Raw genomic sequence first — 13599 nt, forward strand, 5'->3', positions numbered from 1 at the left:
GTAAGCGGTCGCTGGACGGCACGGTCAGTTTAGCTTGACAGCTTGAAGTTCCACGGCAGCAGATCGTCGAGGCGGCTTTGCGGGTGGCCATTGGCGATCGCTGTGAGGGTGGCCTTGAGATAGGCGAAGGGTTCGATGCCGTTGATCTTGCAGGTCTCGATCAGCGAGGCGATGCGGCCCCAGGCGATGCCGCCCTCGTCGTGACCCGCAAAGAGGGCGTTCTTGCGATTTAGAGTGATGGGGCGGATCAGGTTTTCGACGCGGTTGTTGTCGATCTCGACGCGCCCGTCGGTCAGAAAGGTTTGCAAACCGTCCCAGTGATTGTGGATGTAGGTCAGCTTTTCGCCCAGCCGGGATTTAGCGGAGATCTTGCGGCGTTGTGCTTGCAGCCAATCACCGAATGCCACGACCAGTGGAGCACTGCGGCTTTGACGGGCAGACAGACGCTGGCCGGGCGAGACGCCACGGATATCGGCTTCAACGGTATAGATTTCGGCGATGCGGCGCAGGCCTTCGGCGGCGATCTCTGAACCATCGCGGTCAAAGACTTCCTTCAGCTTGCGGCGCGCGTGTGCCCAGCAATGGGCCACCCGAATGGGGGCACCGCCCTTGCGGGTCAGTTTGGTCAGTCGGTTGTAGCCCTGGTATCCGTCGATCTGCAGGATGCCGTCAAAGCCTGTCAGGAATGTTTCGGCATTCTCGCCCGCCCGACCGGGTGCATAGAAGTAGACCACACCGGGCGGATCTTCACCGCCCCATGGCCGGTCATCGCGGGCCAGGGCCCAGAGATAGCCAGTTTTGGTTTTACCGCGACCCGGATCCAGCACCGGGGCCGTGGTTTCGTCCATGAACAGCTTGCCGGATCGTTTCAGATGTTCGGCGAGCCGGTCGACGACGGGCTTGAGGTGGAACGCTGCCTTGCCGACCCAATCCGCCAGCACGGCACGGTGCAGATCAAGGCCTGCGCGCGCCAGGATCTGGCTTTGGCGGTATAATGGCAGGTGGTCAGCGTATTTACTGACCAACACATGGGCGATGCTGGCCTCAGTTGGCAACCCACCCATGATCAGGTGCGCTGGTGCTGGAGCTTGGGTCACACCGTCGGTGCAGGTCCGGCAGGCGTATTTGGGCCGGACGGTGACAATCACACGCAACTGGGCCGGCACGATGTCGAGCCGTTCACTGCGATCTTCGCCGATCTTGTGCATGACGCCGCAGCCACAAGGGCAGATCAGGCTATCGGGTTCGATAACCTCTTCGATGCGCGGCAGTGCGGCGGGCAGGTTGCCGATGGTGCGCTTTGGCGCAGGTTTGGCTGCCGTCTTGTCATCCGTTTTGGCAGCCAGATGTTCCTTCTCTGCCTCGACCTCGGCCAGCGCGATGGACAGGTCCTCGAAGGCCAGTTGCCGCTCATCCTCAGACAGCTTTTCCGACCGTTTGCCACGCAGGGCATGGTTCAGTTCGGCAATCAGATGCTGTTGGCGTTGGGTAATATCCTGAAGCGCTGCGATCGTTTCCATCAATGACGCAACCACTGCACGCTGCGCGGCAGGGATGGTGGAAAGGTCAATGACAGGCGTTTCAATCATGACCCGAGATTATGATAAAAACCCCAGTAAAAACACGCAAAAGAGAATGGTTGTTTCATTCTGTCGCAGTGGGTGGGCGTGTCTCCAGCGCCTTGACACGGCGCCAGTCCAGCCCGGCAAACAGGGCCTCGAACTGGGCGTGGTTCAGCGCCATCATCCCGTCCTTGATCGCAGGCCAAGTGAAGGTTGCCTCCTCCAATCGCTTATACGCCATCACCAGCCCAGACCCATCCCAATACAACAGCTTCAGCCGATCCGCCCTGCGCGAGCGGAAGACAAACACCGTCCCCGTGAACGGATCCTTGCGCAGCACCGATGACACGATTGCCGCCAACCCATCGTGACCTTTGCGAAAGTCCACAGGCTGCGTCGAGACCAGAACCCGCATGCGGTTTGAAGGGAACATCATGGCCGTGCCCCGATTGCACGCACGATCTCGGCTATCCGGTCAGAACGCGTCTCTGCGTCCAATCGGATCGTGACTTGGCCCATCGCAATCTCGATTGGTGCCGAGGGCGGTGCTGCAGGCGTGACTGGCTGCCCCGCAACAGCTGGCACATGCACCCCGCCGTTATCCGACACCATGACCGGCGCAAAACAGAAGCTGTCATCTTCAACCGCAGGCAAAACCAGCCGGCCATCGCGTGCCCGACTGCGCCATTCTGAAAGCTGGTTCGCGCGAAGCCCATAACGCGCAGCAACCGCATTCACCGTCGCACCCGGCTTCAACGTCTCAGCGACGATCAGCGCCTTGACCTCGTCGGGCCAGCGCCGCTGACCATTCCCCCGTATCTCTACGCCATAGTCCCTGAGAAACTCACCCGTAGTTGCCATCGCGAAACTCCCGCACCAATATCCGTCAGGCGCGGCATCGCAGGTCAGGCTATCGGCTGGAAGGTGGGGGCCAGGAAACGCTTACCGCAAAACGATTGTTATGCGCCGTTGTTACATTCTTGCGCACCTACTATTGGCGTTATTCCGCGCTCGCAACATGCAATTCGAGGTTGATCATTGCCTGCGCAGATTCTCGCATCAATGCGGCTAACTATCGCCGGAGGGGCCAGAGTTTGTGATTTCTGGCGACGTGTTTTCGATCGTCGTCCTTGCGTTAACCAACTCGGCAAGAAGCACGTCGATCTCTCGCCAGACCAGCGGTTCGAGTTGACCGCGAATCAGTGACCATTTGCTGCAAACGTCCAGCGGGTCTGCTGTCACCATGATCGTGTTCAAAGCCTTCACATCCACGGCGACTGTAGTGCGCATCCGCCAAGCGGAGGGTTTCGCAGTCCGTTCGCCTCTTGCCGGAACGAACTCCGGCTCCAGCTGCCAATGCTTTGTCGCGCGCCTCAGCGCGGCCCTGACGACATGGGCCGGATTGAGACCACAGGCGATCAGGGCTTCTGCTTGGCTCTCTAATGCGGTCACCCGCACATCCACCTTCCGGGTTGGCATAGATTGAGGCTGCGAAACTGCCGGAGAAGGCTCGGCGGGTTGCAGAGCCTGTTCAGATTCCGATACAGGTTTTCGTTCCGGCGTTACCGGCTGTGCCCGCTGGATCGTCCGCGTCTTCTCATCTCCTTCAGAGCCAAGCCTGCTGATGTCCTGGCTTTGCGGTTCGGCAGGCGCAGCGATTTTCAGACCTGCGGCATAGCTGGGGTCCGGGTGGGTGATCGTCGGGATCTTCTTGCGCATCGCGTCAGACGGCGAGGATGTTGTTGAGTATGTCGGTCGCTTCCTCCAGCGCCTCGACAATGTGGCGCACATGGGGGCGCATCAGCGGGTTCGGGTCGGCCTGCTTGCGAAGTGCGATGGCATGCATGAGCCCCTTCTCGTCCATTTCCTTGTAAGCGTTCCGGCGCAGCATTACGGTCTCAATGAGCGGGAACATCCCGATGGCGTTCTCGATCAGCGCCGCATCCGCCTTGGTGGTCTTCGGGTCTACCATGTTCAGCACGACGTGGTGCCGGGGCAGCGCGGAAGCGTCGTCGACGCGCGCGGCGAGTTGGCGGAACCAATCCACAGTCTGGCCGCCCACGTCGAAATCCGACGTCGAGAGCATGACCGGGGTCACGATGTGATCGGCGAGTACCGCGACCTCGTCGGACCATTCGGCCCCGACCCCGGCGGTGTCGATGAAGATGAAGTCCGCCGAGTCTTCCAAGTAGACCTGTTCAATCATCCGGTCGACGTCCGGGACACTCCCGGCGACCGATGACCGCAGTTGCGGGGAGCCATACCCTGCCCCTTCGGCGCGCGCGTGCCAGGACGACAGCACACCGGTACTGTCGGTATCGATGAGCATGACCCGGCGCCCGGCTGCGACGGTCGCGCTGATCAGGGCGCGGGAGAGCGTGGTCTTGCCACTCCCCCCCTTCCGGGCCATCGCTGCGATCACCACGAGGTTGTCGTTGGGCATCTGGGCACCTCCAGCAAAATTAGTGAAACGTCGCAAAACGAGTTTCGTGTCGGTATCCCGACCAATTGTGGTCGTCAAGCATTGTGCGGACCGCGCGAGACATAGGGCAGTCGGCGTGGCGCGCTTTCCGGGGCGCGGATCGCACGCAGCACCAGACACTGGACGCGGTCCGCGAAGCAGGGTGCGTAGCGCGCTTGGCGTGTGACGCGGCGCACTCGACGTGAGGCGGGTGCCGGACGCCAGACCGCATCCCGCAAAATACGGGATGCTGAAGACGGGAAACGGGCCGCGGAACGCGGAAGACGGGGCGCGAAGCGCATCCCGCGGGCTGCACTCCGCAGAGGACGTTAAATCGCCCCTGAAGGGCGATTTTATACATTGAGTACAATCCCTTATGGCCGACTCCACTTGCGTTGGGAGTCGGCGGGCTTGTACGAAGTTGGCAAGAAATAGGAACGTATACTTCACATGCCCAAAGCCCGACGCCTGACCGACGAGGAGCGCTCGAAGATCGTCCGAGAGTGGGCGAAGGGCGTTCCTGCGAGCGATCTCGCTGTGCGCTTTTGCGTGAGCCAGAAGACGATCTACAACGTCCTCAGCCACGGTCGTTCGGTGCGCTCCGCCAACGGGAGCCGATCTCGTGTCCTGACGATGCGCGTGTCAGAGGCCGACCTGCGCCGGTTCGACGCGGCGCTGTCGCGGCGCGGAATTGCGCACCGCTCGGATGCCATGCGCCGCCTGATGCTGGCGGCAGATGGTGTGTTCCTGCCCGACGACGAGATGTCTGAAGAACTCCGCAGCCTTGGAGCGGCCCTCAACCGGGTTGGCAACAATGTGAACCAGATCGCGAGGCGTCTGAACGAGGCCAAGGTGCGGGGCCAGAGACTGTCCTACCCGCCCTCAAGTCACCGTGACGTCCGCGCGCTTGCGGGACTGGTCTTCGATCTGGCCGACCAGGTCCAGGAGATGTCGCGTGCGCGGCGCAGTGTGCTGGACCTTGAGATCAGCTCTGCCCTGGCGGGCCTCGCCGAGAGGGATGAGAATGGGGCGGAGTAACCGGGTCCGTGGCATCGACCCGGCGCTCTTTGACCGCGGCTGGAGCCGAGTTTCGGGATCTTGGCGGGGGCTTTCCAAGGGCGCGCAGATGGTTCGGGCCGCGCGCGGCTATTCGCCAGCGATCTTCAAACCCATTTCCAAAGGCGGCTGTCACACCGGGGCGCAGCTGCGGGCACAACTCACATACCTCACGACGAAGTCGACCCACATCCTCGACAGCCGCGGTACCCACGATGGGAAGAAGCAACTCACGGAGGCGGAGATCAACCGCGTGGCGCGGCGGTTCGAGAACCAGTGGAACGAGCGCTACAACCCCAAGCTCGGACATACGTCGCATCTGCTGATGGCATTTCCGGTTGGAACGAGCGGCGACGAAGTGCGCGATATCACCCAGGTGGTCTGCGAGAAGTTCTTTCAAGGTGAGGGGTCGCAATTCGACTATATTGCTGCAATACACCAGGATCGCGCGCATCCACATGCGCATATCGTTCTGAACCGCCGCAGCAAGGATGGCGAAATGTTCTTTCTCGGGAAGGATCATCACTTCAACTACGACGCCTTTCGCCAGGCGATGGTCGATGCGGCCCAAGTTCATGGGATCCGCCTTGAGGCGACGCGTCGCCTGGATCGCGGCGTCACGACCTACCGCGCCGAGATCGACGAAATCTACAAAGCCCGCGACGAAGGCCGTCCCCCAGTCGAGCGCCAGAGAACCGGCGCTGACCTAGCGGGCGCTTTGGAAACCGTCAGGCACAACGCGTTGATCTACCGCAGGCTCGCGGCAGAGGCATCACGTTCAAATTTCGAAGACGTGGCCGAAGCGCTCGAGAGGGCCAGCACCATTCTTGCCAGTGGCGGTCAGATTCAATCTGACGGAGCCATCTACATGCCCCAAGACGAAGCAGCGTTCGATACGCTGATCACTGAGTTCTCCCAGAACATCCGCCAGATCGAGGCGGTGATTGACAAGGCATCCGCGGCGGACCGCCCGGAGATCGAACGCAAGCTGACCGACGTCCTCGCCTCGGTCGCCCATCTGAACCCGCTTGGCGATCGGTCTGGTGCCTTGCTCGATGCCCCCTCCCCGGACGGTATCTATGTCAGGTCCAACGCGGGTGAGGATCATCTCGCTCGTTTGAACAATGGGGACGTGACCCCGAAGCTGGTCGAGGCGCTGCAGGGCACGGGCATTGATCCTGAGGCTGTTGTTGCGCGTCTGCGCGAAGGCGCGGGTAATGCCGCCTTGGAGCGGCAGTGGCTGGCGCAGGACCTGCAAGCGATCGCCAAGGAAGAAGGCTTTGATCTGGATAAGCCAGAGGATCGAGAAGATGCGCTCGACAGGTTGGAAGCCGTGCATACAAGGTTGGGAGATATCTTGACCGAAGGACGCGTCTTGCGCGTGCCCAACGAGGTCGAGGAAACGGAGGATGCCGAAGCAGCCCTCGGCGACCGTCTGGCGGCCTCGGACCGCATCAGTACGGATGACGGCCCGGACGTCTTTGCGCCGTCGGAACGGCAGGACTTCCGCGCGCTGGTGGCGCAGTTCCGCCAGACGGATTTCACCTACCCGTTCTCCGATGACCCTTCCGTCCGGCGCGCAGGTGCTGTCGAGGTGGAGGAGGCCCGCAAGGCGTTCGACACTTATGCGCAACGGTCTCCCCAACATGCCGAACTTGCCTCCATGGCCTGGGACCAGATCACGGACAGCCGTAAACCGCAGGAGCATGCCGTCGCACAGCAGGACCGCACGCTGCACGCCGGCGACATGGACCTCGCCCTACGGGATCCGTCGGAAGATCTTGGCCGTATCACTGAGGAACTTCGCACTCTGGCCCTTTACCGCACCGAGATGCCGAAGGAGGACTTCAGCCAGGCCGTCCAAGATGAGGTCAATCATTTGCGGGCGCTTGGCGCCTCCCGAGCCTATATCAGTGAGCGCAGTTTCGACATCGAGGATCAGGCAAGGCAGGACTATGCTGAACGTCGCTTTCTGGACGAGACCGCCCCAGCCGTCATGGCCTTTGTGCGCAAAGCCGGTGCAGGGGAGGCAATCTCGGATACAGAGCAGCGGGACATCGTTCGTCAGGTGGACGAACGCCTGTCACCGGATGCCCTTGAAGCTCTTCGAAACGGAAATGCAGATGCCCTGCACCGGTTCACCGAGGATTCGCTGCGCCAGCTGGAACTCGCCAAGACCTATCTTCAGAGCAGCGAGGTCACTGCGCACGGTCCGGCGATGGAGCGTGTTCTCGATGCATTGGCCGAAGAGCAGATCGAGGCGCAGCGCGCACGCCACGCTGTGTCAGATGGCGAGAAGGGGATCACCCATGGATAAAGGCAAGATTGCCATCGGCTTGTTGAGCCTCGTGCTGGTCGGCCTCGCCATGGGCTATGTCGTGGCGACCGGCTTTGTCATGTTCCGGTACGGGCTCTCCACCACGCGTTTCGACGTCAACCTGCTCGCCCGCGAATATCGGGGGCTGTCTCAGTCTGCGCCGAAGGACTTCCTCTGGGTGAACCTCATCCTTGGCGGCTTCGGCCTGACATCGCTGATGCTGAGCGTCACGCTTCTGGGGGATGCATTGACCCGCTTCGGGACGACGCATTGGCAAACCCGCGGTGAAATGAAGAGGAATGGTTTCTTTGCCAAGCCCGGCGGCGGCTTCCTTCTGGGCAAGCTCGGTTCCCCGAAATCCAGGCGCCCGTTTCTTGTCTCGAAGACCTTCCCCCACGCACTGATTGTGGCGCCTACAGGCCGCGGCAAGGGCGTGGGGTTCGTGATCCCGAACCTGCTGACCTACAAGGGCTCGGCCGTGGTGCTCGACGTGAAAGGCGAGAACTTCCGCGAGACCTCGCGCTTCCGCGCCAGCATGGGGGACAAGGTTTTCCGCTTCGCGCCGACCGACTGGGACCGCCCAACCCACCGCTACAACCCGCTTGCGCGCATCGCGGCCATGACCAACCCCGACCGGCAGCAGATGGAGCTGAAACTCACCGCCAAACTCTTCCTGCAGACCGACAATGAAAAGCTGAGCGGCCTTCTAGCAGGCGGTATCGACTTGTTCGTGGCGGCTGGTCTTCTGGCCTTCGAGCGCGGCGTGCCGACTATCGGCGAGATCTACCGCATCACAGCCTCGGGGGGCGACAAGCAGAAGGAATACCTGAAGCGTTCGCAGGAGGTGAAGAACAAGTCGGCCAAACTGATCTTCGAGCGTATGGCCTCGACCAACAACGATACCCTCACCTCATACCTCTCCCTCCTGATGACATCGGGCCTCGACACGTGGGACAACCGCGCGATCGACGCGGCCACTGCGACCTCTGACTTCTCATTCCGGGATATCCGGCGCCGTCCGCATGCGATCTATCTCGTTGTCGAGTCCGAGATGATCCGCCCGCTGGCGCCGCTGATCCGTCTCTTCTTCTCGGACCTGATCGCATCGCTGCAAGCACACGAACCCGGCGATGACGAGCCCTGGCCCGTGATGATCATGCTCGACGAGTTTGACCGGCTCGGCAAAATGCCAATCGTCGCCGAGAGCATCAAGACCCTGCGCTCCTTTGGCGGCAACCTCGCCATCGTGACCCAGACGATCCCCGCGCTGGATGAAATCTATGGTGAGAACACCCGCAGGTCGCTTCAGGGCGGCGCCGGCGTGAAGCTCTACCTCACCCCCTCCGAGCAGAAGACCATCGAGGAGCTGAGCCAAGCTGTCGGCAAGACCACAAAGCGCGTGGTAACCAGGTCCCGCGCTGTTGGACGCAATCCGTTCGAAGGACGCAGCGTCTCGGAGAGGACCGAGGACACCCCGCTCCTGACCGAAGATCAGGCCCGGCGCATGGACCTCGACGAGGTCATCCTCGTGATCGACGCGCAGATGCCGATCCGGGCGCGGCGGATCAAATACTTCGAAGACCTGGCCCTTGATGTGCTGCACGCGGGCCAGTCGGGGAGTTTTCCATATCCGGACGAAGATGGAATGCGGCGGGATCGGCAAATGTCCGAGACGCGCGAGACCGTCGAGAGGCTGAAGCAGGAACTGCAAGAGGTGCGGGCGGCGAACGCAACGCGGGACGAGGGCCAGAACAAGCCGGAGATTTCGAGCGGAGTTTCTCAGCCGAACTCCAGCCCTGTTTCAAAAGCCCGTGGCCGTTCGGCACGAGCCGAAGCCGGTCGCGGAGGCCCGGGCAAACTTTCGCTTGATGTCAAAGGGCTGGGCATCAAGTATTCAGACCAGGCGGCACTGGCCTCAGCCGTACAGACCACGCGCGCTATCATTGCAGAGCACGGCTAGGCATCGGAGCGGATAGCTGTTTGGCCAAGCGAGAAAACGGCCCTCGACCAAGCATTTGGACATTCCGCGTCACACTGCGCCGGATCTTCTCAGGCCGCCAAGCCGCCCTTTCAAAGCTCCGCTGACACTATCGACAATTGCTGCCGGAAATCCGCCCGGCAGGGCATTTGCCGCGATTTCGAGGGCTTCGGGCGCGCGTGCCGCGACCTCTTCGATCACGGCCACCGCGCGCTTCTGAGACAGGCCTGCGCGCATGGCGGTCTGCACAAAATGCCGGCCATGGATCTGGTCAAATCTGTAGTGTCGGTTCTTCCCAACGGACATCGCCATCTTCATCTGTTTGCGTTCGATCTGACGCGCGTCCAAAGCCCCTTGCGCCGTCACGATGTCGTAGAGCGGCGTCATCCGGTAGCTGCCGCCGGGGCCAAGAAAGACGCTGAAGTTCTTGGCATGGGCATCCGTCGCGCCGATCAGCCAGAAGACGAGCTGGGCTTTGAGAAAGGTATCCTGATCCTCGATGGCCGTGTCGCTGCCCTTGAGCAGGTTCAGGACATCAACCATCCCCGGCCCACCCTCGTTCTGGTATTTCAGGGTTGGCGGAACAGACAGTGCCTGACAGCAATCTTCCTGCGGCAGACGGAGCAGGCGGCCATCCTTTGTCCAGCGGCGGTCAAAGCGTTCGATGACCAGCGCCTTAGTTTCGCAGAAGGCCTCGATCGTTGCAGTGTTCACCGGGAGGCCGAAGGCTTCGGTGAGTTTCAGGCAAAAGAGTTCGTTCTCGACACTGTCCGACAGGTCGATGCCACCGGGTAATTTGCCGATCTGCGTCTTGAACAGATGAGTTGTCGGCGTGGTCCCATGAGGCTTGATCCACCGGCCCTCATGCAATAGCAGCGCGGTCTTTTCCTGCGCGCCCGCGACGGAAATCCGGAACGCGTCGTCACTGGTCAGGCCAAGCGGTGCCTGGCTCAACCCATTCAGCAGCTTTTCGATGGCGGCCGCGTCGACCGGTTCGCCCTCTATCTGGCCGGTGGCGTCCGGGGCTTCGTCTTCGTCCACGATGAACTGGAGAGCGCCCACGCAATCATGCCCGATCTTTGTCAGCAAGCTGTAGGCATCAATCCCACGCGCCCCAACCTTTTCTGCAACGAGGCGGCGGAGCTGGTCGGAGTCAGGCAGGAGGTTTTCGAAGACGGCCATGACGGGTTCGCCCCGATAAGGCGTCTCACGCAAAGGCAGCGACAAGGAGACCGGCATGGCATGGTCCCAGTCCAGCCAGTCCTCGACGTAGGAAAACCCAACGGCCCCGCTTGCCTCCCGGCTCAGGGTGCCGACGCGGCGGTTGTTCATATAAACACGCAAAGGCGCATAGGCCGGACGCCGCCCCATCAGAAGATCTCTTCGATGTCGCTGGCATCGCCCCTTGACCGCGCGCCGATCCGGAATTCCAAATCGAGGGCGGCAAGAACAGCGAGGATGGTGTCCAGCTTTGCAGGCGTCTCGCCGCTCTCTATCGTGGAAATCGTCGCTTGCCGCAGGCCTGCGCGTTCGGCAAGTTGCTTCTGGGTCCAGTCGCGCCTCTTGCGTGCCCGCTGAATCAGAGTGCCGATTTGTCTTGGTGTACGTGCCAGATCGCTCATGCGGCAAAGATACGTCAGAGCGCATAATTAATCAATATGCGGCCTAGCGAATAAATAGAAACTAATCGTTTTGGCGTATATTTCGGCCTTATACGTTTAGACGTGTTTACTGTAGAAGTTTCATCCTGCGCACACGGCATCCCGCTGTCGTCAAGCCTTGCTCATCCTACGTGCCCTCTCGGCCACCCGTGAGACCATTGCTCCACCGGTTCGGACAGTCGTAACCGTTGCTGCTGGCGCTTGCACGATCCCTCGCCCGACGACCTCCCCAGTCGTCAGCGCGCCCATCCGAGCGCGTCCTTTAACGCCAGCCGTGTTCGCCATGCCCCGCGCAACCGCTGCGGCACCACCAAACGCATTCGGACCCGCCATCAACATGAAATTCCCCGACAGCCCTCGCACGATCAGCGGCGTCGCCGCAACGAACCCCTTGGCGAGGAACACCATCACGAAGAATGGGATGAGCGAGCCGATATTCGTCGCAGATCCCGGATCGCCGAGCTGCGCAAGGAGCGCATTGGCCATGCCGACAACGGTAGAGAACATCGCGGCGATGACGACGGGGTAGAAGGCATAGCTGATGGTGGTCGAGACCCAGCGGTGGAAGAAATCTTTCGTCGCCTCGAAGAGCGAGAGCGCGATCATGACCGGGGCGAGGCCGAGCATGAGGGACAGCATAATTTTGGCGAATATCAGCACAATGCCGGTCATGAAACCGAGGAGGCTGAGCAGAACGAGGCCAATGCCGCCAAGGATCGCGCCGGTCATCCAGTTCAGGTTGCTGCCGATGGCGTTCAGGTAGTCGGCAAATCGTTCGATCAGATTGTCAAATTCGCCAGCGAAATGGGTGGCCCCTGCCCCGCCTCCACCAACTGAGGATACGAGCGCGCCTGCGACGTAATCCAATCCGCCGATCACCGCGTCGGCGACCGCATTGAACTGGACCCAATTGAAGGCGAAGAGCCCGACCAGCATCAGCTTCATGAGGTACCAGAAGAAGCTCGCGCCATCCATGCTGCGGTACTGGAAGGCCATGTTGATGAAGAGGCCGATTGCCGAAAGGGTCACCATCAGCAGGACGATCATACCGATATTGCCTGCGACCGCCCCGAACTGGGACTCCGCGGCATCGGCAAGGAAGGCGTCCGCCGTTCCAACCATCCAGCTGACGACACCCATTACCAGTTGCCTTGGGCTTCACAGATGTCCTGAACGCCTTGGCGGATGTCATTGCGTTCTCGGCGGATCTGAAGCTGGGCCTGCGTGTGTTCAGCATTGGAGCTGGTAGCAAACCGCTCGCCGTACTCCTCTGAAACCTCATCCCATCCCGGGAAACGCGTATCGCAAGAGCAATCCTCGGTCTCGGCGATCCGCTCCCAAGCACGCAACTCGTATAGGTCCATCATCGTTAACGCCTTATAGGCTTCGCGCGGATGCAGTTCATCCATCCAGGCAGGGCGCGCGGGGCGGTCGTTGCAGATCCGGTATTGGCGCGGCGCCGTGTCGACAGTCAGTCCGGTCGACACGGCGGGCGCGCCCTCGGCCAATGCGGGCCCGGCGCCAAAAACAAAAAGAATGGCAATGTTGGAAAGGCGCATGGGGTATCCTTTGATGGTCACTGGCTCGGACCCTCTGTCTAGCCGGGCAGGTAGAATTCGGTGATGCCGCGCGCGCCCTGGTGGCGGCCGGCTTGGATGATGACGTCGATCGAGCCTTCGATGTAGCGGATCATGTCGGTGTAGGTCAGGGGCAGATCGGTCTTCAGCGCGGCGATGGCAAGCCGTCTCACGGCGAGCTGGGGGGTTTCCGCGTGCAGCGTGGTGAGCGAACCGCCATGACCGGTGTTGATCGCCTCGAGGAAGGTCATGGCCTCCTTGCCGCGAACCTCGCCGAGAACGATGCGGTCGGGCCGCATCCGCAGGGTTGAGGTCAGGAGTTGGTCGGCGCCACGCGTGTCGCTTTCCCGGTCCGAGATCAACGTCACCGCGTTCGGCTGCGCGGGGCGCAGCTCGGCCGCCTCCTCGATGGTGACGATCCGCTCGTGGTCCGGGACGAGGGACAGGATCTTGCGGGCCGCCACGGTCTTGCCGGTCGAAGTCCCGCCCGAGACGATCATGTTGAGTTTGTTCTGGACACAGAACGTGAGCGCCGCGTCGATCTCGCCTGTGGCCACGACCTCGCGCAGGGCGAGGTTCCGTTCGCGGCGCAACGCCTCGAGGCTGGTTTCCTGGTCGAAGAGATAGGCAAGTTTGATCTCTTCCAGCGGCAGTCTGGAGAAGAACCGCAGCGAGATCGAGAAACCGCCTTCGACGGCGGGCGGCTGGATCACCTGGGCGCGGATCGGGCGGTCGCGGTAGAGGATGCTGACCGAGACGATGGGTTTCTTCTGGCTGAGCGTCGTGCCCGCGGCCGAGGCGATCTGGTTGCCGAGATCCTTGATGGCGGTCTGGCTTAGGGGCGTGCCGAGCGCGGACATGAAATGATCGCCGTGGAACTCGCCCCAGGTGCTGCCATCCGGGTTGATGCAGATCTCGATCACGTCCGGACGCCCGATCGCGGGTGCCAGTGCGTCGAGCGAGGCTTCGAGATAGCTCGCCGCCATG

13 protein-coding genes are annotated in these 13599 nt (G+C 61.6%); 3 read left to right on the plus strand and 10 right to left on the minus strand.

Annotated elements, in window-relative coordinates; translation table 11 throughout:
* Nucleotides 1-29 precede the first annotated feature (29 nt).
* The 5 genes from tnpC to ACP16H_RS24880 all read right to left on the minus strand — a co-directional run bounded on the left by tnpC (nucleotide 30) and on the right by ACP16H_RS24880 (nucleotide 4005).
* Nucleotides 30-1520, minus strand: a complete 1491-nt coding sequence (gene tnpC, locus ACP16H_RS24860) for an IS66 family transposase (RefSeq protein ID WP_425074648.1) — start codon at nucleotides 1518-1520, stop codon at nucleotides 30-32.
* Between the two features lie 124 nt (nucleotides 1521-1644).
* Entirely contained in the window at nucleotides 1645-1998 is a 354-nt protein-coding gene (gene tnpB / locus ACP16H_RS24865; protein WP_425074649.1) for an IS66 family insertion sequence element accessory protein TnpB, read from the minus strand.
* Nucleotides 1995-2423: an IS66-like element accessory protein TnpA gene (tnpA, locus tag ACP16H_RS24870; protein WP_425074650.1), complete on the minus strand. Its 429-nt coding sequence runs from the start codon at nucleotides 2421-2423 to the stop codon at nucleotides 1995-1997. Before tnpA ends, tnpB begins: the two co-directional genes overlap by 4 nt.
* Before the next feature lie 207 nt (nucleotides 2424-2630).
* Nucleotides 2631-3281, minus strand: a complete 651-nt coding sequence (locus tag ACP16H_RS24875; protein ID WP_425074860.1) for a hypothetical protein — start codon at nucleotides 3279-3281, stop codon at nucleotides 2631-2633.
* 4 nt (nucleotides 3282-3285) lie between these two features.
* Entirely contained in the window at nucleotides 3286-4005 is a 720-nt protein-coding gene (locus ACP16H_RS24880; protein ID WP_425074861.1) for a ParA family protein, read from the minus strand.
* A gap of 468 nt (nucleotides 4006-4473) precedes the next feature.
* On the opposite strand from ACP16H_RS24880, the gene mobC reads away from it, so the two are divergent.
* The 3 genes from mobC to ACP16H_RS24895 all read left to right on the plus strand — a co-directional run bounded on the left by mobC (nucleotide 4474) and on the right by ACP16H_RS24895 (nucleotide 9356).
* Complete coding sequence (gene mobC / locus ACP16H_RS24885) at nucleotides 4474-5061, plus strand: plasmid mobilization relaxosome protein MobC (RefSeq protein WP_425074862.1); 588 nt, start codon at nucleotides 4474-4476, stop codon at nucleotides 5059-5061.
* Nucleotides 5062-5149: 88 nt separating this feature from the next.
* Nucleotides 5150-7396, plus strand: a complete 2247-nt coding sequence (locus ACP16H_RS24890; protein WP_425074863.1) for a relaxase/mobilization nuclease domain-containing protein — start codon at nucleotides 5150-5152, stop codon at nucleotides 7394-7396.
* Nucleotides 7389-9356: a type IV secretory system conjugative DNA transfer family protein gene (locus ACP16H_RS24895; protein WP_425074887.1), complete on the plus strand. Its 1968-nt coding sequence runs from the start codon at nucleotides 7389-7391 to the stop codon at nucleotides 9354-9356. Before ACP16H_RS24890 ends, ACP16H_RS24895 begins: the two co-directional genes overlap by 8 nt.
* A 69-nt stretch (nucleotides 9357-9425) precedes the next feature.
* On the opposite strand, the gene ACP16H_RS24900 is transcribed toward ACP16H_RS24895, so the two are convergent.
* The 5 genes from ACP16H_RS24900 to ACP16H_RS24920 all read right to left on the minus strand — a co-directional run bounded on the left by ACP16H_RS24900 (nucleotide 9426) and on the right by ACP16H_RS24920 (nucleotide 13598).
* Nucleotides 9426-10745: a type II toxin-antitoxin system HipA family toxin gene (locus tag ACP16H_RS24900; protein WP_425074864.1), complete on the minus strand. Its 1320-nt coding sequence runs from the start codon at nucleotides 10743-10745 to the stop codon at nucleotides 9426-9428.
* On the minus strand, nucleotides 10745-10996 hold the full coding sequence (locus tag ACP16H_RS24905) for a helix-turn-helix domain-containing protein (RefSeq protein ID WP_425074865.1): 252 nt from the start codon (nucleotides 10994-10996) through the stop codon (nucleotides 10745-10747). Before ACP16H_RS24905 ends, ACP16H_RS24900 begins: the two co-directional genes overlap by 1 nt.
* 150 nt (nucleotides 10997-11146) lie before the next feature.
* Nucleotides 11147-12175: a type IV secretion system protein gene (locus ACP16H_RS24910; RefSeq protein ID WP_425074866.1), complete on the minus strand. Its 1029-nt coding sequence runs from the start codon at nucleotides 12173-12175 to the stop codon at nucleotides 11147-11149.
* Complete coding sequence (locus tag ACP16H_RS24915; protein ID WP_425074867.1) at nucleotides 12175-12594, minus strand: hypothetical protein; 420 nt, start codon at nucleotides 12592-12594, stop codon at nucleotides 12175-12177. The genes ACP16H_RS24910 and ACP16H_RS24915 overlap by 1 nt, the downstream gene beginning before the upstream one ends.
* Before the next feature lie 38 nt (nucleotides 12595-12632).
* Nucleotides 12633-13598, minus strand: coding sequence for an ATPase, T2SS/T4P/T4SS family (locus ACP16H_RS24920; RefSeq protein WP_425074868.1), 966 nt, complete (start codon nucleotides 13596-13598; stop codon nucleotides 12633-12635).
* Nucleotide 13599: the final 1 nt, after the last annotated feature.

Source organism: Sagittula sp. S175, assembly GCF_049800975.1.
Classification (GTDB): Bacteria; Pseudomonadota; Alphaproteobacteria; order Rhodobacterales; family Rhodobacteraceae; genus Sagittula.